This is a genomic window from Corynebacterium choanae, from assembly GCF_003813965.1.
GTDB lineage: Bacteria > Actinomycetota > Actinomycetes > Mycobacteriales > Mycobacteriaceae > Corynebacterium > Corynebacterium choanae.
In genome coordinates, this window is record NZ_CP033896.1 from 681,640 (window position 1) to 702,840 (window position 21,201).

Annotated in this window: 18 protein-coding genes, 1 other RNA gene and 1 pseudogene; 16 read left to right on the forward strand and 4 right to left on the reverse strand. The window is 57.2% G+C overall.

The genetic code is table 11. The features are described 5' to 3' along the window. Positions 1-21: 21 nt before the first annotated feature. Positions 22-1,074, reverse strand: coding sequence for an ABC transporter substrate-binding protein (locus CCHOA_RS02495; protein WP_123926436.1), 1,053 nt, complete (start codon positions 1,072-1,074; stop codon positions 22-24). 421 nt (positions 1,075-1,495) lie between these two features. Here CCHOA_RS02495 and CCHOA_RS02500 point away from each other — a divergent pair, with 421 nt between their 5' ends. The 7 genes from CCHOA_RS02500 (at position 1,496) to CCHOA_RS02530 (ending at position 10,449) form a co-directional block, all read left to right on the forward strand. Next, complete coding sequence (locus tag CCHOA_RS02500; RefSeq protein ID WP_123926439.1) at positions 1,496-2,902, forward strand: hypothetical protein; 1,407 nt, start codon at positions 1,496-1,498, stop codon at positions 2,900-2,902. Positions 2,903-3,083: 181 nt separating this feature from the next. Beyond that, on the forward strand, positions 3,084-3,446 hold the full coding sequence (locus CCHOA_RS02505; protein ID WP_123926441.1) for a hypothetical protein: 363 nt from the start codon (positions 3,084-3,086) through the stop codon (positions 3,444-3,446). Positions 3,447-4,021: 575 nt separating this feature from the next. Continuing rightward, positions 4,022-5,518 (forward strand): methylmalonyl-CoA carboxytransferase subunit 5S, encoded by a 1,497-nt coding sequence (locus tag CCHOA_RS02510; RefSeq protein ID WP_123926443.1) that lies wholly within the window; start codon positions 4,022-4,024, stop codon positions 5,516-5,518. Positions 5,519-5,833: 315 nt separating this feature from the next. Continuing rightward, complete coding sequence (locus CCHOA_RS02515; RefSeq protein ID WP_123926445.1) at positions 5,834-7,405, forward strand: acyl-CoA carboxylase subunit beta; 1,572 nt, start codon at positions 5,834-5,836, stop codon at positions 7,403-7,405. A gap of 154 nt (positions 7,406-7,559) precedes the next feature. Continuing rightward, the gene (locus CCHOA_RS02520; RefSeq protein WP_123926448.1) at positions 7,560-7,856 is read left to right on the forward strand and encodes a hypothetical protein; all 297 of its coding nucleotides are present in this window, start codon (positions 7,560-7,562) and stop codon (positions 7,854-7,856) included. A 128-nt stretch (positions 7,857-7,984) separates the two neighbouring features. Continuing rightward, positions 7,985-8,344 carry a biotin/lipoyl-containing protein gene (locus tag CCHOA_RS02525; protein WP_123926451.1) on the forward strand — a complete coding sequence of 120 codons (360 nt, stop codon included), beginning with the start codon at positions 7,985-7,987 and terminating at the stop codon, positions 8,342-8,344. Between the two features lie 776 nt (positions 8,345-9,120). Beyond that, complete coding sequence (locus CCHOA_RS02530; RefSeq protein WP_123926454.1) at positions 9,121-10,449, forward strand: S1 family peptidase; 1,329 nt, start codon at positions 9,121-9,123, stop codon at positions 10,447-10,449. 262 nt (positions 10,450-10,711) lie between these two features. On the opposite strand, the gene hisN is transcribed toward CCHOA_RS02530, so the two are convergent. After that, positions 10,712-11,554, reverse strand: a complete 843-nt coding sequence (hisN, locus tag CCHOA_RS02535) for a histidinol-phosphatase (RefSeq protein ID WP_123926457.1) — start codon at positions 11,552-11,554, stop codon at positions 10,712-10,714. A 157-nt stretch (positions 11,555-11,711) separates the two neighbouring features. Continuing rightward, a complete protein-coding gene (locus CCHOA_RS02540) occupies positions 11,712-12,584 on the reverse strand; it encodes an inositol monophosphatase family protein (protein WP_123926461.1) in 873 nt (290 codons plus the stop codon). Positions 12,585-12,622: 38 nt separating this feature from the next. Here CCHOA_RS02540 and prfB point away from each other — a divergent pair, with 38 nt between their 5' ends. From prfB to ssrA, 6 genes are all read left to right on the forward strand, one after another. Then, a complete protein-coding gene (prfB, locus tag CCHOA_RS02545; protein WP_123926464.1) occupies positions 12,623-13,732 on the forward strand; it encodes a peptide chain release factor 2 in 1,110 nt (369 codons plus the stop codon). A gap of 201 nt (positions 13,733-13,933) precedes the next feature. After that, positions 13,934-14,653: a cell division ATP-binding protein FtsE gene (ftsE, locus tag CCHOA_RS02550; protein ID WP_123926468.1), complete on the forward strand. Its 720-nt coding sequence runs from the start codon at positions 13,934-13,936 to the stop codon at positions 14,651-14,653. Between the two features lie 267 nt (positions 14,654-14,920). Next, positions 14,921-15,817: a permease-like cell division protein FtsX gene (gene ftsX / locus CCHOA_RS02555; protein ID WP_123926471.1), complete on the forward strand. Its 897-nt coding sequence runs from the start codon at positions 14,921-14,923 to the stop codon at positions 15,815-15,817. 313 nt (positions 15,818-16,130) lie between these two features. Next, positions 16,131-16,622: an SsrA-binding protein SmpB gene (gene smpB / locus CCHOA_RS02560; RefSeq protein ID WP_123926474.1), complete on the forward strand. Its 492-nt coding sequence runs from the start codon at positions 16,131-16,133 to the stop codon at positions 16,620-16,622. 241 nt (positions 16,623-16,863) lie between these two features. Then, positions 16,864-18,126, forward strand: a complete 1,263-nt coding sequence (locus tag CCHOA_RS02565; protein ID WP_123926477.1) for an ECF transporter S component family protein — start codon at positions 16,864-16,866, stop codon at positions 18,124-18,126. 326 nt (positions 18,127-18,452) lie between these two features. Then, positions 18,453-18,827: a transfer-messenger RNA gene (gene ssrA / locus CCHOA_RS02570) on the forward strand. 142 nt (positions 18,828-18,969) lie between these two features. Here ssrA and CCHOA_RS02575 read toward each other — a convergent pair. Next, positions 18,970-20,143: pseudogene (locus tag CCHOA_RS02575) on the reverse strand (IS1249 family transposase). A gap of 267 nt (positions 20,144-20,410) precedes the next feature. Here CCHOA_RS02575 and CCHOA_RS10615 point away from each other — a divergent pair. The 3 genes from CCHOA_RS10615 (at position 20,411) to CCHOA_RS02580 (ending at position 21,181) form a co-directional block, all read left to right on the forward strand. Then, positions 20,411-20,566 carry a hypothetical protein gene (locus tag CCHOA_RS10615; protein ID WP_164472355.1) on the forward strand — a complete coding sequence of 52 codons (156 nt, stop codon included), beginning with the start codon at positions 20,411-20,413 and terminating at the stop codon, positions 20,564-20,566. Positions 20,567-20,587: 21 nt separating this feature from the next. Next, complete coding sequence (locus CCHOA_RS10760) at positions 20,588-20,893, forward strand: hypothetical protein (RefSeq protein WP_206425814.1); 306 nt, start codon at positions 20,588-20,590, stop codon at positions 20,891-20,893. Positions 20,894-20,959: 66 nt separating this feature from the next. Continuing rightward, positions 20,960-21,181: a hypothetical protein gene (locus CCHOA_RS02580; RefSeq protein ID WP_123926480.1), complete on the forward strand. Its 222-nt coding sequence runs from the start codon at positions 20,960-20,962 to the stop codon at positions 21,179-21,181. Positions 21,182-21,201: the final 20 nt, after the last annotated feature.

Here is a 21,201-nt window from a genome sequence, read left to right on the forward strand (position 1 = left end):
ATCAGGTGCGGCAGCGAAGAGCTATTGTGCGCCGAATTGTGCCGAGAGCTCTTCGAGCAGGCGCTGGCTAGAAAACAGGTTGGCGCCAATCGGGTCAACTGCAAGAGCCGCGATCGTTGGCCGTTCCTCCTCGTTGTCGACCGCATTCACTTCGTCACGCAGGGCAGCATCGACTTCACCATTCGGGGCAAGCAGGAGAATAGTGCCGTGTTTCGCAGTGTTGACCAGTGCCGCGGCATCCACAATACGGCCTTCGCCAGTGTTTTCAGGCAGCTCGAACTTCACATCCCGCAGCAGCGCAATCATCGGATCATCCTCCCCGAGCACAGTGAAGCCACCGGTGGTGGGAGCAACTGCCACAATTGGGGCTGCTGGAGACACTACGCCAGCAGCGGTGGTGCCAACGAGCTGATGAAAATCGGCGACAGCACTGGTCGCTTCGGTGATCTTTCCGGCCGGGTTAGCCACCGTCGTCATCAGGTTTTGCCAGGACGCCCCTTCTGCATCGGCGATAATCAAGGGGCGATCCCCGGCCACTTCTTCCACTAGTGGTGTGTTTGCGGCCGCAAACTGGGCGGTAGTGATCACCACATCGGCTGCAGTGTCAGCCGCAGCTTTTCCACGATCAGCAGCGGTAAGTATTTCCGTGTTTGCGGCAGCTGCTTGTTGTTCCACATCGCGGTTGAGCTGTTCACCTTCCCCGGTGACTATCGCCACCACTGGTGCGCCATCGGCAAGCAATGCAGCAAGTGTTTCCCCACCTAAGGCGATAATCCGGGTGGGCTGGGCGTCCAAGGTGACTTCGATCCGTTCACCAGTTGGGGATAAGGTGCCGATAGTGCGTGGCCAGGATTGGCCAAACCCTGACTCTTGACGACGCTGCTCTGATTTCACCCGGGCTTCTTCAGCTGCTGACTTCGCCGCCGCTTCCGCCTTGGAAGCTGCCACTGAGGCACGTTCTTCCACCGACGGGCCTTCGACAGTGTTTTGAGAACAGCTTGCTAGTAGTGCCGCAGTGGTGGCAGCAGCAACAACAGCAAAGCGATGGGAGCGAGTAAATCGTTTTTGATGCATTGTCTTATTGCACCATGTAAGTCCTGCATTACCAACCCCGCCGGCGGGAATGCAGCATCATTGATAGTCGGATCACCACTGAACGGTGATCCAATGATTTCCTCCGATGTGGAATGACCGCCACATTGCACGTTGCAAGAGGTCATTGAGCAGTGCGGTCTCTTCCAGCAGTCGTGCAGTAGTTAGGCAACAGGGGGGGGTGTGACACTGCTACCAGAGTTTGGCCAAGGTGATCTGCGGGCACACTGGTTGCCTAGCTGGTCGGATGGAACTTGCGTGGCGTAATGGCTAGGCAAGGGTAGTGGGGAACAAATAAGGTCAGGCAAGAGGAATGCGTCTGTTATTCACACCAGGTGTAACTACCGAAACATCGGGTAGGTGGGTGACAGCCACTGGAGGGAAATTCGCTAGATTGGCATATATGTTCCCCATCCGCGAGCCGCAGCCCACCGCCGCCGAACCATCATCTGGCAACACCCCGCCGAGGTTGGTGCTCCCGGAATGGACTGATGGGTCAACAAGTCGCTTTGTGGTACGCATGCTCAGCGATGCAGCATTCGACACCAAGGTTGATATCGGGTTGCCGGTTGCTCATTGGCGCCAAGATTTTCCGCGGGTGCTCACCGCTTTAGCGGCGCTGCCCTATGAATCCGAAGTGCCCTTTGCCACTGAGTTTTTACACTATATCCACACCACCAGTGCATTGCCGCGGCGAGAGGAAACCGATCCGTTCCAGCCGTATGTGCTTGGTGCCTATAACACTCCCACTGCCCGCTATGTGGCAGAGAAGTCACAGCCGGCAGTGTTGGAACGACTTGCCAACCTTGCCGCAGTCGACCTGTCACAGCAAACCGTGGCGGCGCAACAAGCCATGCAGACAGTGGTTGATCATCCTTCACTGCTTGCGATGGAAGGGGTGAACATTGTCGTTATTGGTGGTGACGCGGCATGTTCACCGGCTGCCGTGTTAGCCGCCTGCGGGGCCCGAGTGCATGTGGTGAGCCGCCATGCGGCACCCCGCATTGCCGGGGAATATGCGCGACTTGTTGCCGATGTGCTGCTTGATACCGACAGTATTGTCGAATATATTGCTGCCCTTCCAGGGCCGGTGCTGATCGTCTCTACGGTGTATGCACCCGGTTCGCAACATGTGCATCTGGCGGTAGCCCTCGACGCCATTATCGCCCACGTGGTTGGCCGCCGCAGTGATGTCACCGTGTGTATTCCCGGTTCACCAACTGAAAGCTACACCACCGTGGAAGGGAAACCGACCGGTGCTGTGCTGGTTGCCCAAGGGCCAAACTATGCAGTAGCCAAATTTATTGAACGTGCCCGCCTCTTGCTGCTCGCCGACGCACACTATCAAGCCACCTGTGAAACCCCATCGGGGAACGCATCAGGATATCCAGCGAACCTGGATGGGGTCGCAGGTAGGTTAGATCCGATTACTGGTGGTGCACCGGCTAAAAGGGGAGCACGTGTTATCCGCATGGTGTTGCCGCCGACGTTAAGTAGTTCTGTGCTTCGTGACCGAAGGATCGAAAAAGCACTGGCAGCCGCCCCACGGGTTGGTATTCATCCAACAACAGTTCCGGACACGCAATGTGCCGCGGCCGCATTGCTAGCCGTCGGCTGGTGGCAAGCAACCCAACACCCACGCCCAGCATTTCCGCCACGACTATCAGTCGCACCAGAATTCGCGATCCATGGTGGACTGTGGTTTAGCAGGTTGCCGGTGACCTGGCGGCTCGTGATCGGCATGGTGAAAGCAGCGTTGCCCACACCACGGAAAGTCAAGGGACGCAGCACAAAACGAAAAGTTTTTTGAGCAGGATCTCAACAGATAGGTGCTAAAGGGCGCTAGGCTGGAATACACCCGCTGAACACCTGTGCAGAGCATCACCCCAGTGGGCGCCTGACTTGTGGTTGGTCACCTGCGGTTTGCCCTGCACACCGTGGATCAGTCTGGTTTGACCTTGCTAGAAAAAAAGAAGAAAGAACGGTGCCTCATGAAGCACAAGCTTGCCCGTTTCACCGTGGCGGCCACTGCCGTCGCAGCCCTGACCACCGGTGCGATCACCCCAGCACACGCCGAAGATACCAACGCCTCGTCGTTGAACACCACCCTGTCTGGCGACAGTAACAGCAGCTCAGCTGCCTCCCCAGCGGAAGTTATCCTGCTGGTGCTGCTCGGCAGCGTCGGTGCGGCTGTCTTCGCTGAAGGGCTTGTCTCTATTTTGAATGCGCCATTTTGTGGTGCAAACCCTGACCGCTGCCCAAACAGTCTGGTAGCGGCGCTGTCCTCGGGTGCTTCCTCCCAAATCGATGAGGCTCGTGCCCGGGTTCCACAGGTAGCGATTCCGCGCCGCTAACCCTGTGGTTATGCTCCTTTACCGGTTGCCGCCGGCGGGGAGGTTTGCCGCACAGCACCCATATTGCACACCGCACGTAGCTGTCGTTGTTCACATTTCGTTGTCATCCCTTGGCAAAGAGTGCAACAACGTCCGCTGCGTGCGGTGTTGTTGTCTCAGACCTCCACCTGTCCCTGCTGTGATCGCCGTAAGTGGTAGGCCACGTGGGGCAAGGGGTTCTGCGGTAAGTTCCCTCATCCGCCGCACCGTTTCGCGTCCTTCCACAACCAGCCTTGGTGCCCTCACACAATTGAGTTGGATGCCGAATTGGTCACAACATTGCGCGATCGGGCATGAAACCACATTGATCGACGCAATGTTAAGTGCGATATTGTTCACTATTTTTCCCTGCCGCTGCAGGTTAGCAGCCCCTTAGTAGGGAATGTCCCCAGTTCTTGAACATTGTTTCTAGCTTGGGCTATGTCCGGCCGGGCGACAATGTGAGGTGGATTCGGGCAGAAGCGGAATGAATCGGAAGATACATTGTGTTGGTTTTTCGGATGCAATGCACGGTTGCACGGTATAGGTTGGAGTGCATGAGCCCGCGAACAATCGGAGTAACAGAAGTCGCGCTCCGCGACGCCCACCAGTCCCTGTTTGCCACCCGTATGGCAATGGAAGACATGGTCGGAATTTGTGAAGACATTGACAAAGCCGGATTCTGGAGTGTGGAGTGCTGGGGTGGCGCCACCTTTGACGCATGTATCCGCTTCCTTAACGAAGACCCGTGGAAGCGCCTGCGCACCTTCCGGGAATTGATGCCAAACTCCCGCCTGCAGATGCTGCTGCGTGGACAGAACCTGCTCGGCTACCGTCACTATGAGGACATGGTCGTCGACAAGTTCGTCGAAAAGTCCAAGGAAAACGGCATGGATGTGTTCCGCGTTTTTGACGCGTTGAATGATCCCCGCAACCTGGAGCACGCGATGGCCGCAGTGAAGAAGGTCGGCGGTCACGCCCAAGGCACGATCTGCTACACCACCTCCCCGCTGCACACCGTGGAAGGCTACATTGAGCAAGCCGGCCGCCTGCTGGATATGGGTGCTGACTCGATTGCCCTGAAAGACATGGCTGCCCTGCTGAAGCCGCAGCCTGCCTACGACATCGTCAAAGGCATTAAAGACAAGTACGGCCAAGACACCCAGATCAACGTGCACTGCCACTCCACCACAGGTGTGACCCTGGTGACGTTGATGAAAGCCATTGAAGCTGGCGCGGATGTGGTCGACACGGCAATCTCCTCGATGTCGCTTGGCCCTGGCCATAACCCCACCGAATCATTGGTGGAAATGCTCGAAGGCACCGGCTACACCACCGATCTCGACATGGATCGTCTCATCACGATTCGGGATCACTTCAAGCAGGTGCGGCCGAAGTATGCCGAGTTTGAATCCTCCACCCTGGTGGACACCAACATCTTCCTCTCCCAGATCCCAGGCGGCATGCTGTCGAATATGGAATCGCAGCTCAAAGCCCAAGGTGCTGGCGACCGGATCGACGAAGTGATGCGGGAAGTGCCAGTAGTTCGTAAGGATGCCGGCTATCCACCACTGGTCACCCCATCGTCCCAGATCGTCGGTACCCAAGCGGTGTTCAACGTGCTGATGGGTCGCTACAAGGTGCTCACCGCAGAGTTCGCTGACCTGATGCTTGGCTACTACGGCGAATGCATCGGTGAACGCAACGAAGAACTCATCGAGCAAGCCAAAGCACAGACGAAGAAGGAACCGATCTCGGTGCGTCCAGCGGATCTGCTCGAACCGGAATGGGATCATCTCGTCGAGCAGGCACAAGCCCTTGAAGGGTTCAACGGCACCGATGAAGATGTGCTCACCAATGCGCTCTTCCCTTCGGTGGCACCAGGATTCTTCCAAACCCGCGACGAAGGACCGAAGTCGGTGGGCAAGACTGCCGAGCAGCTTGCTGCTGAGAAGAGCGCTGCAGACTCCTCCTCGAAGGCTGTCCGCGAACCGATCACCTACAAGGTGACCGTCGGTGGCCGCAGCCAGCAAGTCAAGGTCGAGCCAGCCTAAACGGTTCGGCTCGGTTCGACCGAGTCACTACGACCCGCTATGTGGCAACCAAGGCGCCCCTGCTGATCACCGACGCTGTAGCTTCATCGGTTGGATGATTGGAAACGGTGGCACCCCATTCCCGCCAGGTGATGCCTGGCGGGAACCCGCCGCACACCAGGCATAGCGCTTGCGGACACCAGATGGCCGCAAGATTCCGCCACCAACGGGAAACTCCCCGCAGCAGCCCCCACCATATTGCTGAACGTCGTTGTGGCAGCAGATTTTTGACTTATCGCAACATATCCCTGATAGCAAGGAAGTTAAGGACAACTCATGGTAGCGACCCCGCCACCCCCACCTTCAATGGAAGAACGTCTCGAACAACTCGCCGAAGCACGCCACAAGGTTGAACTTGGCGGCGGCGAAGAAAAACTGCAGAAGCATCGCGACAAGGGCAAGCTCACCGCCCGGGAACGTGTCGCAGCACTGGTCGATGAAGGCACCTTCCAAGAAGTTGGTGCTTTCGCGAAAAATCGCACCACCCACTTTGGGATGGATAAAGCCGACCTGCCAGCCGACGGTGTCGTCACCGGCTCGGGTGCAGTGTTTGGCCGCCCCATCCATGTCGCCTCCCAGGACTTCACCGTCATGGGTGGATCTGCCGGTGAACGGCAAAGCCAAAAAGTCGCGGCAATGATGCAAGCCTCCGCCACCACCGGCACCCCGTTTGTGTTTATCAACGACTCCGGTGGAGCACGTGTGCAGGAAGGTATCGACTCACTGTCCGGCTACGGGCAGGTGTTCTACCAAAATGTGATGCTTTCCGGTTTGGTGCCGCAGATCTCGATTATTGCTGGCCCCTGTGCTGGTGGGGCTGCCTATTCACCAGCATTGACTGACTTTATTATTCAAACCCGGGCGGCGAAGATGTTCATCACCGGCCCTGGGGTGATCAAGTCGGTCACCGGTGAAGACGTCACCGCAGACCAACTCGGTGGCGCGGATGCACACATGGCGAAAGCCGGCAATATTCACTTCGTTGCCGACGATGATGAGCAGGCAATTCTCATCGCCCAGAAGCTGCTGAGCTTCCTCCCACAGAACAACACTGAAGAACCGCCGATCGTGGGGGACGCCGACGAGATCGTCGAACCCGATGTGAAGATGCGCGACATTGTGCCGGCCGAAGGCAAGAAGGGCTACGATGTCCGCGACGTGATCGAGCGCCTCGTTGACCACGGCGACTTCCTTGAAGTGCAGGCCGGCTACGCCCAAAACCTAGTGGTTGGGTTTGCCCGGATCACAGGTCGTACCGTTGGTGTGATCGCCAACCAGCCGGCAGTGATGTCTGGTGTGCTCGATATCAACTCTTCCGACAAGGGCAGCCAGTTCATTCGTTTCTGTAACGCCTTCAATATTCCGCTGCTCACCCTGGTGGATGTGCCCGGCTTCATGCCAGGTGTCGCCCAAGAGCACGGCGGTATTATTCGGCACGGCGCGAAGATGCTGTATGCCTACTCGGCGGCATCGGTGCCGAAGGTAACTGTGGTGCTGCGGAAAGCCTACGGTGGCGCCTATTTGGCAATGTGTTCGAAGGATCTTGGTGCCGATCGGGTCTTTGCTTGGCCAACCGCAGAGATCGCCGTCATGGGTGCCGAAGGTGCGGTGAACGTCGTGTTCAAGCGGGAGATCGACAATGCGGAAGACCCCGAGTCCCGCCGCAACGAGTTGATCACCGAATATCGGGAAACCTTCTCCACCCCATATATGGCTGCGTCCCGCGGCCTGGTTGATGACATCATCGACCCGGCGGAGACCCGCTTGAAGGTTGCCTACGCCCTGGAAGTGTTGGCGAATAAGCGTGTCGCCCGGCCGCACAAGAAGCACGGCTTGGGTCCGGTATAAGCCGAACGCGTGTTGCTCGTCGACCGCCCCGGTGCGGGGCAGGGCAGCAAACCTGCAACCATTTGCCTCTATCGGGGCTGGTCGACAATTCTGTTTGTTTGAAGTTTTTCACTTGCGCATGTTGCGTATTACAAGTCTGTTAAAGGAGACGGCTATGGGTGAGACCAACGAAGTGTCGGTCGATCTGCAATCGCTCGTCAAACAAGTGGAAGCTGACCGGGCCGCCCTTGCCAAACTACGTACTCAAGTATCTGCCCTGGAGCGTGAAGTCGCCGCCTTGAAAAAGCGCGCCGACGTCGAAATTCCGGAAGATGTGCTGTTGGCGATCTCCGCCGCAGTATCGGCATACTTGGGCAACAAAGGCAAGATTCGTGCCGTGCACTTCCATCGTCATCGTACTTGGGCAATGCAGGGTCGGCAGGCAGTGCAGTCCCGAACCAGCCCCCGCTAACGAACTGTTCTTTTATCGTTTCCAGTTACCTTTCCCGGCAACAGCCATGCATAGTAAGCCGCGAGCCGCCGGTGGTTATGTGGTAACTGAAACACCCGATCACACTCCAAGGAAACGAGTACACCCCTATGAAACTCAAAGTGACTGTCAACGGCGTTGCCTACTCCGTCGACGTCGAGGTCGAAGAGGAGCAGCGTTCCCTCGGCACCATCATCACTGGTTCCCGCTCCTCGAGCATGACCGAACCGGCTACCGCATCCGTGCAGGGTGTGGCAGCAAACGCGGTGGTGGCACCATTGGCAGGTTCCGTGTCGAAGGTGCTGGTGAGCGAAGGTGACGAAATCACCTCCGGCACAGTGCTGCTGGTTCTCGAAGCGATGAAGATGGAAACTGAGATCACCGCCCCATCCGACGGTGTTGTTTCGGCAATCAACGTCGCCCAAGGCGATTCGGTGCAAGCCGGCCAGTCTCTCGTCGAGATCGACTAGTCTGCCAGGTTCCGTTTTCCACCACTGCACGGTTTTTCGTAATCCTGTTTCCGGGTACCCCGGTGGTGTCGTGTCACACGATGCGCGACACCCCGGGGTAGTGGTGGTTGTGGGGAAGCCGTAAATCTGGCGTCGTCGTGCTAGCGAAGCTTGAATAGGCGGCGAAAAAATCGTTGCCGAGGTTTTCCTTGGGGCGGTGGCACAGGTGCGGCTGGGGGAGTGGTTGGCGCAGGGGTTTGCCGCCGGTGCACTTCGCAGCCAATAGTTGGCCGTTGCCACTGCGGGTGAGCAAGTATTCCCAAGGCATAGACCAGCTGCCCCATACGGGGGTGTATCCACTGATTGGTTGAGTGCACCAATCATGGGTGAGCAGGGACTTTTGTGGGCTGGTGGCGGGGAAAAGTCACAGGAATATTGCGATCGGTACAGCCGTGGCGCACCACAGTGGGGAAAGTGCAACAATAAAAGCTCTGCACTCCCACCAGTCACATCAGTCACGGATCGCAGCGCATTGGATTGTGCGCGAGCAGGCCGTGCGTGTGACCCGCGCTGGAACGGTAACCCCTGGTCCTGCTGCGGATGGGCCAGGGGGAGGCAAGGCCTCGGAGCCTATGCCGCGCAGACAATCCTTTTTCAGTCCTCCTGTCCGTCCCTGTCGCTGACCTGTATTCGGCAACGAACATGCACACTCCAAGCATTGTTTCTGGTAACACGTTCACCATCTGGTCAGTCGACAACCCAAGTTAAAAGAAGTGGTCGCCGCTACCGACATGTTCATGACCTTCCCGAAATCGTTGCGCCGGATATCCACTGTGCCGCTGCTCGCTGCCGCACTGTGTGTCACGCTGCCTGCCACGGCAACAGCAACCCCGGCCGCTGATCCGCCCCCACCCCCACCCCCAATGACTGCACCGGTTGGGATGATTGCCCCACTTGGTACTCCAGGTGTTGATCCAGTCCAACTGGCATACGATGCGCAGCAGCAATTCTTTGCCGGCCTCCAGCCGCACATCGATGCTGCAGTGCAACAGCTTGCAGCAGCCCAACACGCCATCGACAGTGTCGCCGCTGAGCTCACCCAGCCAGTTGTGACCCCTTATGGCGGGATTGGTCAAGGGATCCCGAAAACCGCCAGCCCACAGCCATCCAATCCGGGCAACATTACTGCCACCACTGATGCGAATGTAGCCCCTCAACGCCGTCTCGAGGAGTCAGCGAAACCAGCGGTGCCGCAGCCGGCAACCACCCCGGATAAGCCGCTGGTGGTGGATGGGGAAACCTTGGCGAATCTCCCAATTCGGCCCCGTATCGACGGGCCAAACCATCACTGGAAAACTGATCCCCTGTCGATGCTGCTTGCCGCACATCCAGGTCCGGTGCTGCAGCGGATCGCCGGATCCTATTTTCACGCCCCCGATGTGCCCCACGAAGCCTATGTTGCCGAAGGCAATGATCGGATCCTCATGGGGCCATCCACACCACTGTTTATCGACGATGCGGTGTGCACCTTGGGGGTGGCAGGCTATGACAGTGAAGGCAACAAAATCGGCATCACCGCCGGACACTGCGGCAAACCCGGCAGTGAAGTGGTCTCTGCGGACTCGTGGCCAATGGGCACCGCCGGCTATGTGGTTGCCCAATCAGCCAAGCATGACTATTCGGTGATTCGTTTCGAAGACAAGGTTGATGTGGCCAAAAGCTACAACGGGTTAACCATTGACACGCTTGGTTGGGACGACAAACCGCAAATGGTCTGTAAATACGGGGTCGCTACCGGCTGGACCTGCGGCCCGCAGTTCCTTGCCGACCAGCGCACTTCACTTGCTCAATACTGTGCGAACACCGGCGACTCCGGGGCGCCAGTATTTATCGGCAACAAACTCATCGGGGTGGTCTCTGGGGGGCTTGCACCAGGGAACAGTTTCGCCTGCGTCAGCCCGCTGCAAGGGCCACTCCACGCCCCGGCGATTACCCACTCCATTGATGCGATTGTCAACGACATTAATACCCATCACGGCTATGGTGCCGGTTTTACCCTGCCCACCGATGACGGATTAGATCCGCGAATTGTCACCCCTGACGCCGCTGATGACAACCGCAACTAAACAATGGTGAGCACAGGCCAAAAAAACACACAGGCCAGCACCTGAAACACCAGTGCTGTTAGCGATGCGACGACACGCTGGCCTGTGCTGCGTTACCCCCTGTGTATCGGTGCCAGCAGCCAAATAATTGAATGAAAAAGAAAAACCCATCATGGATCCGGGGAGCAGCTCCGAGTAGTTCAGAGCAGCTCAACAGCCGTGTCCATGATGGGTTTTGTCATGCTCACCGCCCAGCGGAGGCAGCCGGCTGTGTGCGGCACGATTAATTACCGGCAAAGCGGGCAAGCACCTGCTCGTGCAGCAGCCCATTGGTGGCCAACGCACTGCCGCCATGCGGGCCGGGTTTGCCTGCAATATTGCTAAACGTGCCGCCTGCTTCCCGAACAAGAATGTCTAACGCGGCTAGATCCCACAGGGAAACCTCTGGTTCCAATGCAATATCGACTGCCCCTTCGGCGAGCAGACAATAGGAGAAGAAATCCCCGAACCCCCGCAGCCGCCAAGTGTCGTTGCTTAACCCGACAAACGCCTCCCCAAGATCCCGGGCAAACCAGCCCTCCAGGGAGGAAAACGACACTGAGGCATCGCTTAACGCTGACACTTGTGAAGTGGTAATCTTCCGCGGTGCCTCGTGGGCGAACGTGGTGTACGCACCTGCACCAGCGCTGGCATACCAACGGCGGGCAAGAGCCGGTGCACTGACCACACCAACCTGTGGCACCCCGTCAACAAGCAGCGCAATCAACGTTGCCCACACCGGCACCCCACGGACATAGTTCTTTGTACCGTCGATGGGATCAATAACCCACTGCCGCCCGGCAACTATAGCTTCCCCACCGAACTCTTCCCCCAGAATCGGCTCATCCGGGCGATGTTCGGCCAGGATTTCCCGGAGTGCTGTTTCGCAGGCAGTATCCGCGTCACTGACCGGGGTCATGTCCGGTTTCGCAGACACCCGCAAATCACTCGCTAAAAACCGTTGCAGAGTAATTGTGTCAGCCGCGTCGGCCAGCGCTAGTGCGGTGGCTAGATCAGCAGCGAAGGGATGCCCGGGAAGAACACCTGCAGCAGGCTGACTGTGGTCGGCGGAATGTGAAGAGGTCATAGCGACAACAAGCTCCTAGCGGGAGAAGAAAACGATGAACAAAGCGGCACACAAATCAACAACACCACCATCAAGTATCCCAGTACAGTGCAACGGCTAAGAGGTTTGCGCCGGCAAAGCCGCAAGCCCGCTACCGGGAACGCAGTGACAGGTTCGCTCAGCTGACCTGTGCAGCGGCGGCCTGCAGCACGTGCACCATGGTGGCAACAGTCTGCTCATTCCCAGCAACCTTCCACGTCACCGGTCCTACTGTCACTTCACCGGTGGTGCCGCCCACACCTTCCACCAGTGCCCGACCTGGCAGCCAATCCCAGTCGTTGACCGAATGCTGCATCCAGCCCCCGAGGCGACCTTCGGCGATACCAGCCAAATCCACACTGGCAGCCCCGGCGATGCGTAAACATGCAAACTCGGCAACAACCTTCGACCAGGGGGTTAAAAACTCTGGACGTTGCATAAACGTCGGATGCAAATAGGTGCCGATTGAAACGGTGCCAGCCGCCGCGGCAGTCAACGCCGGCAACGGTTTTCCGTTTCGCAGGGTTGCCTTGCCGGGTGCTTTTACCCAGGTTTGTGACGGCACTGGGCGATGAACTGCACCGATGAGCAGATCAGTCGGATCGTGCGGATCACCCTCCACCAGAGCTAGGGCAGAACACCAATAGTCGGAAAAATTCGTGAAGTTATAGGTGCCATCGACTGGATCGATTACCCAGGTGCGTCCCGAATCGGCGGCAGCCTGTGCCCCTTCTTCCCCCAGCAGCCCATCGTTTGGCCGCAACGCCTGCAATGCGGTGGCGACAAAATATTCACTCGCCTTATCCGCTTCGGTGACCACATCAGAGATCGAAGTTTTATATTCCACGGTCAAACCCTGCTCGCGGAGGCGATGCGCCATCTGTCCGGCGGTGCGCACCAACCCTTCCGCCAAGGCCGCATCATCGCTTGAGCGATGTTCGGCAAGGAAAGAATCAAGCACCGTGCGTACCTGGTTGTGCAACGCTGGGGAGAATACTTCACGCGGGTCCATGTCACTATCATGCCCGGAAATCGGTAGCATTGACCACTGTGCACCCCGATGTTTTGGCAGATATTACCGACCTTGAGAAGACGCTAACCGCTATTGAACAGGTAAAAAACCCTGATCAGCTGGCTGAAACCATTCGCGAATTGGAAGAAAAAGCCAGCGACCCCTCATTGTGGGATGATCAGGAATACGCCCAATCCGTCACCAGTAAACTCTCGGCTGTCCAAAATGAGGCGCAGCGGCTGCGTGACTTTCGGCAGCGTCTCGAGGATCTACCGGTGATGTATGAGCTTGCCGCCGAAGAAGGTGAAGGCAGCGAACTCGCCGATGAGGAACGACGGGCACTGCGCCGGGAATTAGAGGCCTATGAGGTCAAAACGCTCCTTTCTGGCCCCTATGATGCCCGCGAAGCAGTGGTAAATATTCGCTCCGCCGCCGGTGGGGTGGATGCTGCTGACTGGGCAGAGATGCTGCTGCGCATGTACACCCGCTGGGCGGAACGCCAAGGACACAGCGTGGATCTCTATGACGTGTCCTATGCGGAAGAAGCCGGCATTAAATCTGCGACCTTCGTCGTCCACGGCGACTACACCTATGGCACCTTGTCAGTGGAGCAAGGTACCCACCGCCTGGTGCGGATCTCCCCATTCGACAATCAGGGGCGCCGCCAAACCTCCTTTGCGGAAGTTGAGGTGCTGCCAGTGGTGGAAACCGCCGACCATATCGACATCCCCGATAGCGATATTCGTATCGACACCTATCGTTCATCAGGTCCTGGCGGCCAGTCGGTGAACACCACCGACTCGGCGGTGCGCATCACCCACCTGCCCACCGGAACAGTGGTCACCTGTCAAAATGAAAAGTCCCAGCTGCAAAACCGGGCATCAGCAATGCGTGTCCTGCAGGCGAAACTCTTAGAGATCAAACGGCGGCAAGAACGCGCCGAAATGGATGCGCTCAAAGGCGACGGCTCAAACTCGTGGGGCAACCAGATGCGCTCCTATGTGCTGCACCCCTATCAGATGGTGAAAGATCTGCGCACCAACTATGAGGTCAACGATCCCCAGAAAGTTTTAGGTGGCGACTTGGATGGATTCATCGAAGCCGGCATCCGGTGGCGGGTGGCGGAAGAACAACAAGACAGCCGCTAACATACGCTGCTGCTAGCAGTGACGATCTGCGGCGATACCACACACCAGATTAGCCATCCCCCAGTTCTTTTTGCTGCTGTGCAGTAGTCGGCGGTGGCATCCGGTCACCGCATCACCTCCGCGCCGGTGGGGGAGTCGTGTCCGTCATGATGCGCAGCCGGATCGAACAATGTTCCCGGCGTTCTACTAGGGTTGACTACCGTGATCACCTTCGACCATGTAACGAAAACCTATAAAGCTGCCGCCAACCCGGCGCTTGATGATGTTTCGGTGACGATCGACAAAGGTGAGTTTGTGTTTCTCATCGGCCCGTCCGGGGCAGGGAAGTCCACCTTTCTCCAACTGCTGACCCAACAGCAGCGGCCATCGGCGGGAACGGTGACTGTGGCGGACTATACCGTCGGGAATCTTTCCGGTCGGGAAGTCAACCGGTTGCGGCGACTCATGGGGCTGGTCTTTCAAGATTTCCGGCTGCTGCCGAAGAAAACCGTCGCCGAGAATGTGGCATTCACTCTAGAAGTACTCGGCAAAAAACGCGCCGTTATTGACCGTGCAGTCCCAGAAACCCTGGAACTTGTCGGGTTGGCGGGCAAAGCAAACCGCTATCCGCAAGAGCTGTCCGGCGGGGAACAGCAGCGTGTCGCCGTCGCCCGCGCCTATGTCAATCGTCCACTGATTTTGCTGGCCGATGAACCAACCGGCAACCTCGACCCGGATATGGCCGACGAAATTTTGCAGCTACTGGCAGCAATCAATAAACAAGGCACCACGGTGGTGATGAGCACCCACAATGTGCAAGCAGTCGATGCGATGCAGCGGCGGGTTATCGCCTTGCACAACGGCAAGATTGTGCGTGATGATGCGGTTGGTGGATATCATGCGGCCACCACACCACCACCGCCAACAGGCGGCAACCTATAAACACCGACACCAATCAACATCGACACCGGTTTACCTGCCAAGACACCAGCAAAACGAGACGACATACCAAGCCAGCCCGGCACAACACTGCGCTGCAGCTCACGGGAGCTGAACAAGCATCAGTGAGCTTCAAACAAACGCACCGCCTCCAGCACCAGCCCCAAGGTGCCAACACCACGGCACAGCATAGCGTGCACATCCACAGCCACTACAGCATCAAATAGCATCCACACCAACCACCAACAACAGAAGCGAGACCACCAGCAGATGCGTTACGTCTTTCGGGAAGCGATCACCGGCCTGCGCCGCAATCTCACCATGACCATTGCCCTGGTGATCACCACGGCAATCTCGCTCGCATTGCTGGCGACCGGCATCCTGGTCACCCACATCACCGCCGACACCAAAGCGCTCTATCTCAGTCGCGTCGAAGTGATGATTGAACTCGACGAAACCATCTCCCGCGAAGATGAAGACTGCAGCTCACCTGCCTGTCGGGAAGTCTTCAACACCCTGCAGCAAACCCCCGGGGTTGAGACGGTAACCTTTGCAAACCAGCAGGAAACCTATCACCGTTTCGCGGAAGTGTTTGCCGACGCCAACCCTGCACTCGTCCAAGAAACCACCCCGGAGGCATTATTTGCCGCCATCCATGTTCGACTCGCCGACCCCCTCGACCCCAGCCCACTGGAAGCAGTCAAAGACCTGCCGCAAGTCGTGTCAGTGATCGATCAGGGCGCAGAAGTTGTGCATGCCACCACCAACCTTGATTCGATCCGCAACGCCACCTTTGTTGTGGCACTCTTTCAAGCAATCGCCGCATTGCTGCTCATTGTGAACATGGTGCAAATCGCGGTCGCGGCGCGCCGGGACGAAGTCACGATTATGCGAATGGTGGGCGCTTCGGCGGTCTACACCAACATGCCGTTTGTCCTGGAAGCTGTCGCTGCGAGTCTGTTGGGCACTCTTGTCGCAGTGGGCGGACTATTGGCGGGGAAAACATTCGTTGTTGATGCCGCCTTGCAACCGCTCTACGAGGCGCGCCTGGTTGCCCCGTTGACTACGAATGATATTTGGGCAGTCGCCCCGCTTATTGCCTTAATCGGCATTGGTTTTGCCGCGTTGACCGCACAACTTACGCTTGCTACGCGGGTGCGGTTGTAAACGCACAACATCTGCCAAGTACAAGACAGCAGGTGCACGAGTACAAGACAACAGGTGCAACAGTACGTACCTCCTTGATCAACGTGGTGTCTACCTGCGGGAACACTGTCTAAGCGATCCCTTGAACGATGTGAGCACCCACCTACAGGCACAACGCTAACCGAAGCTGCACCAAGCAAGGGGAGGGACGTGCGAAATGAGCGCTGGGACGTGGGCAGACTTTCGCACATCCCGCGGAGCAGGGCGTGGATCCTCCTGGCGGTTGCTGTAGCTTCCCCCAGCTGGGCATGTTGCACTACAGTGGTAAACCGTTATGGCGAAGAAAAAGAAGAACATTTCCGCGAACCCGGTCGTGGCAACAAACCGGAAGGCACGGCACAACTATCAGATCCTCGACACCGTCGAGGCTGGCATTGTGCTTGTCGGCACGGAGATCAAAGCAATTCGGGAAGGGCAGCTGTCCTTAGCCGATGCCTTCGCCAACATTGATCAGGGCGAAGTGTGGCTGCATAACCTCTATATTCCAGAATATTCCCACGGCTCGTGGACGAATCACCGGCCGCGTCGCACCCGCAAACTCCTGCTGCATCGCCGCGAGATCGACTCGCTGATGGGTAAAGTCCGGGACGGTAATCGGACACTCATCCCGCTGTCGGTGTATATGAAAAACGGTCGCGCCAAAGTGGAACTTGGGCTTGGTGCAGGTAAGCAGGACTACGATAAGCGGCAGGATATTAAACGCCGTACCGAGGAACGAGAGATCACCCGGGAGTTGGGGCGCAAGATCAAAGGTATTCGCGCATAGCACCTTCAACTTCATCCCTGCATCGGTGCACCCTGATGAGTGCGCCCTGTTGCCAGGGCAATGCCGGCATACTTGGCAGCACACATCCCTGGCAAGAGCAGCAAGCATCTTCCGATAATGGGCAGCGTCGCACTGCTTTTCTCCTGCACTGCGCGTGGCAGATCACTACACTGGGGCGCAACGATCACCGATCCCCCAGTGGTGGTTTGCCGCACAATTGCTTGCAAGGAGTGGTACGCAAATGGCTTTGCCGCACGAACACGAAAGATCAGAGGAACACGGTTCCCCGAGTGCCGCGGAGTCGAAGCAGCCGGGAAGACAACCAAATCCGGGCAATGAACTACAGCGTTTTGTCCTTGACCATCCGACCGTGGGGGAGATCTGTTTCTACTACGGCACCGATCAGGCTATTCGTGCCATCGATCGTGGTTGGCCGGTAACAGACGATGATCCTGCCAAGCCTGCCGCCGGAACAGGCGAAAACACACAGCACACCAGTGATCGGGCGCAATCTGCGGATCGTGCAGCTGGCACTGCACCGGCTGCGGAACAACCATGCCACGCCCTTGGGGAATCTGCAGCATTCCTCACAGCTGAGGGGCAAACCATCATTGATCGGGCACGTGCCGACGAGTTATGTGCAGCAGCCACCGCGTACCGGCAGCAGGAAGAAACCAAGAGCGACAATGCACACCGATCGTTGAAAACACGAATCAGCAGTCTCGACTGGCGACAAGTGCTTAGCGCCGGATACAGCAGCATCGTCACTATCAATAACCGGGTGGTGTATCGGGATCTCGGATCACCTACCAACCGCATCGTGGTCCATCCGTCCCTGCCGGCTGGGAAACTGCCGCTCGTCGCTGAACGGAAGCCGTCAGATCCAAAATATCGGATGCAAATCCACACAACTGTGCGCGGGCAGATCACCATGGTGCTCGTCCAAGTTGATCCGGCGGAAGGATGGCTCACACTCCAAGCACCACCGGCAAGCATATCCGCCAAACGTTTGAAAGCCATGGAAGAAAGCCCCGTCAAGGCGTTTGTGATTCCGGTCAGTCAAGGGATTGGGAAAGTCGGTTGGCTTTTGCTTGCCGCCGTCTTGGGGCCGCTTGTTGGCAAATTCCTGGCCTGGATTGGATCATTCCTTCCCGATATCGAAATTCCTTGGCCTGATATTCATTGGCCGCAGTGGAATGTTCATCTTCCTGACTGGCTGCATTGGGATATTCCCTTCCCGGAGTTCTCCCTCCCGGACTGGTGGCCAGCAATCACCCCGCCCGACTGGCTTGTTTGGCTGCTTGACCATGAAGATTATTTCAAGCCATTGATTATTGGGCTGATAGTGGGCGGATTGATGTTCCGCAACGTATACAAGTCCAGGAAGACTAAAGACCGATGGCAGCAGGCAACAACCGAAAGCCGGAGTCAAGCGAGTAGCCCAGGCGATCCGGAGGATAACTCAAGAAGAAACAATCCACATCCAGGTTCCACGGAGCAATAACTAGCAGATCGGTATAGCACGAACACACATCCATCTTTGATCGTTGGTGCCCGCTGATCCTTTTTTGGAAAAGGAATCACAGACCGTCACAGTTGTAGGTTCCAGCAGTGGAAACTGGCCGCAGCAACCCATCACGGTGGGGTGACGAGGGTTTCCTAGCGCGGCATCTTTCGTCCAACGCATATCAGTGATAGTATGAATATTCCTGTGGCAACCAGTGATCTATGCAGTTTTGGTAACTCGAGCAATTCGATCGACTGCATGAATACTGCTGGTTGCGGTGCACAACCGCCCACTACAGGAGCCCCACAATGTGGAGGCACAATGGGGTCGACATGGTTTCGACTTCGTTGATTGAGCCAGGGGAAGCGTGCCGGTGCAGGCTAGAGACCACCGTAAGCGTCGTAGCAACTTGATAAGCGCCGAGAAGACTCAGCGCGACTACGCCCTCGCTGCCTAATCAGCGACGCGTGTCTGTCGGTCCGGGTTCGTCCCTGACCCGGTAACCGGCATCGACTAAGGGACTTGCCGTGACGTTTGGCTTCAAGGGCGTTGCGGGACTTTCACTTGAAGCTGGGCTCATCATCCGGAACGTGTTCGACCGAGCCGGAGAGTCGAGTAGAGATCATGCGCGAACTGCGCACGGAGAAGCCCTGGCGAGGTAACGAAGGACCCGGGTTCAATCCCCGGCGGCTCCACTTTCACCCCCTACCTGAAACACCAGGTAGGGGGCTTTTTTATGCCCAAAAATTTAGTGTCCCCAGGGGGTTAAGGGACAAAATGTGTGTCTGGGGGGGGTTAAGGGACAAAATGTGTGTCTGGGGGTGGGGGTGGCTGTGGGGGTTAGATCGTTCCTTTTCTGATCCCGATGGAGTGCGTGTACTCGATGTCGATATGATTGTCGTACAGCGCGGGGCGTCCGGTTTGATGGTTTGCTTCGTTGTTGTTGACTGGGGTGAGGGTTTCTACTTTAGCGAGTGAGTCTTTGCCCCAGTTTTGTTGTTTCGCGATGATGTGGGGATCAAGCGGATCTCGGGTGCGAAAGTGGAGCCACCAGTCGATATTGGTTCGTTGACGTTCTCCTTTTCTACCGTGGTGTTGTCTGGCGATGAGTTTTAAAGGCCCGTTGATACCGCCTTCGAGGCAGTTGGTTGTGGAGGCGAACGCCTCAGGGTTCTTCGCGCTGGGATGGGGGGTGAGGTAAGCGAAGAGTTTGCCGTCTTTTGCCAGGTGGTAGAGCCTGTAGAACGCGCGTCGGGCGCGTTGATGGGTGAAGACTTTTTTTCTTTTTCCCGGTGAGGGGGTCGGTGATGGTGGTTTTTTCGTTCATCCAGCTGTTGCAGTCTTGTGAATTGGTGGAGGTAGTCGATCCATTGGTCAGCTTGTTCACGGTTGTGATGCGGGTGAGCTGGAGTGCGAGTTGGTAGATGATGGTGCCTTGGGGTGTGCGGGGTCGGCTGGTGATATCGCGTCGTGTGTTGCGTTGGACGTGTACGAGACAGCGTTGGATAGGGGTCTGTGGCCAGCATGAGGTCATCGCTGTGTAGGCGCCGTTTCCGCCGTCAATGACTGCCATAAGTGGCGGGGTGATATCACGGATGAGTTGTGTGTAGTCGTAGGTGGTTTCTTGCTTGCACCAGCGCCAGGCCAGGACGTAGTCACGGGTTGCTGCGATGAGGAGACAGCCGCCGTTGAGGTAGGTTCCGTCGAGAAAGATTTGATCGTAGACGGGGTGGTTGTGTGGTTGGGGCACGCTGATCAGCCACAGTGGCTGGAAGTGGCGGTGAACTGTTTTCGGGGATGTGCCACGAGCAGCGGCGATGTCGGCGATGCTTTTATTGCTCGTCAGGTGGGAGATGAACTCATTCATCCAGGTTCGAGCGGTGATATCGGGCCGGGTTTTACTTGTAGAGGCACCGCAGTGGATACAACGCCATCGTGTGGTGCCTTTTGTTGTTGTGCCGTTTTTCTTTGTGGGGTTACCGCAGATACTGCAGCGGGGACGATTGGTTGACATAACCCTGAAGCCAACAGGATCCATACCATGGGGTGGTGGTGCCGTCAAGGGTTATGGAGAAAAAAGAGGGGAATAAGCTTTCTAGGCTTATTATTTTGTTGTCATTGCTGTTCAGGTGGTAGAAATCGGCGGTTTGAGACACACTTTTTGACCCTTAAGCCCCCCCAGGAGGGATCATGTCAGAAAATACCCCGCCCTTAGAAGCTGATGACCGTGCGCTAGAAGCGCCCCCAGGAGGGCACACCCCAGGAGGGTGCTAGCGGCTCTATGACGGTTGATGACTATCGGGAAGCGTTGAACAAGGCCAACGCTGAAGCTGCCCGCTACCGCACCGAATGTAACGAGCTACGCAAGGACGCGGAAGCATACCGTGAGCTTAAGGAATCTGAGAAAACAGAGCTTGAGCGGGCGCAAGGCCGGTGAGATGAACTCGAGCAGCGGGCGGTGAAAGCAGCATGCGAGCTGAAACTAGCTCACGTGTTGCGCGCCTACGGGATCACCGACGAAAACGCGGACCTGTTCGGCGATGACCCAGAACGTTTCGAGGAACGGGCGGAAAAGATTGCTGTCTTGCAGGCGGCACACACTGAACAGGAGGGCGGGAAGCCGCCGAGGGAAATTCCGGTTGCTGATATGAAGCCAGGAGCATCACCCAGCAGGCAAGCTGGTTCACCTTACGATGTGCTGCCAGGCTGGCAACCGTCGAGGCCTATTGGCTGCAAGGTTCAGCACAAACAAGTAACCATCTAGATCACCCTTTTACCGTGCGACATGCCGACACGGTAAAAGGGGTTTTCGTTTTGTAGGAGAAGAACAATGAAAACAACGAAGGTGCATTTTAATCCTGCGCAATATATTACCGGGAAAGCGGCGGTCGATATTGAGGATGGCTCGGTGGTGATGATGGCGAAGGTGCTGGAAGATCGTAACCCGGTGATGAAGCCTGCTGTGGCGGGAGAGTTCCCTATTGGGGTCGTTGCCCAGGATGTGAAAAAGCCAAGGCGGAGTCTGTGGCCACCGATGCTGCGGGCAAGGTGAAGAAGTCAACAGACGGCGCT

Bases quoted from the DNA above. Each gene is read 5' to 3' on its own strand.
- CCHOA_RS02495 (WP_123926436.1), bottom strand. From the start codon at position 1,074: ATGCATCAAAAACGATTTACTCGCTCCCATCGCTTTGCTGTTGTTGCT.
- CCHOA_RS02500 (WP_123926439.1), top strand. From the start codon at position 1,496: ATGTTCCCCATCCGCGAGCCGCAGCCCACCGCCGCCGAACCATCATCT.
- CCHOA_RS02505 (WP_123926441.1), top strand. From the start codon at position 3,084: ATGAAGCACAAGCTTGCCCGTTTCACCGTGGCGGCCACTGCCGTCGCA.
- CCHOA_RS02510 (WP_123926443.1), top strand. From the start codon at position 4,022: ATGAGCCCGCGAACAATCGGAGTAACAGAAGTCGCGCTCCGCGACGCC.
- CCHOA_RS02515 (WP_123926445.1), top strand. From the start codon at position 5,834: ATGGTAGCGACCCCGCCACCCCCACCTTCAATGGAAGAACGTCTCGAA.
- CCHOA_RS02520 (WP_123926448.1), top strand. From the start codon at position 7,560: ATGGGTGAGACCAACGAAGTGTCGGTCGATCTGCAATCGCTCGTCAAA.
- CCHOA_RS02525 (WP_123926451.1), top strand. From the start codon at position 7,985: ATGAAACTCAAAGTGACTGTCAACGGCGTTGCCTACTCCGTCGACGTC.
- CCHOA_RS02530 (WP_123926454.1), top strand. From the start codon at position 9,121: ATGACCTTCCCGAAATCGTTGCGCCGGATATCCACTGTGCCGCTGCTC.
- hisN (WP_123926457.1), bottom strand. From the start codon at position 11,554: ATGACCTCTTCACATTCCGCCGACCACAGTCAGCCTGCTGCAGGTGTT.
- CCHOA_RS02540 (WP_123926461.1), bottom strand. From the start codon at position 12,584: ATGGACCCGCGTGAAGTATTCTCCCCAGCGTTGCACAACCAGGTACGC.
- ftsX (WP_123926471.1), top strand. From the start codon at position 14,921: ATGCGTTACGTCTTTCGGGAAGCGATCACCGGCCTGCGCCGCAATCTC.
- smpB (WP_123926474.1), top strand. From the start codon at position 16,131: ATGGCGAAGAAAAAGAAGAACATTTCCGCGAACCCGGTCGTGGCAACA.
- CCHOA_RS02565 (WP_123926477.1), top strand. From the start codon at position 16,864: ATGGCTTTGCCGCACGAACACGAAAGATCAGAGGAACACGGTTCCCCG.
- CCHOA_RS10615 (WP_164472355.1), top strand. From the start codon at position 20,411: ATGACGGTTGATGACTATCGGGAAGCGTTGAACAAGGCCAACGCTGAA.
- CCHOA_RS02580 (WP_123926480.1), top strand. From the start codon at position 20,960: ATGAAAACAACGAAGGTGCATTTTAATCCTGCGCAATATATTACCGGG.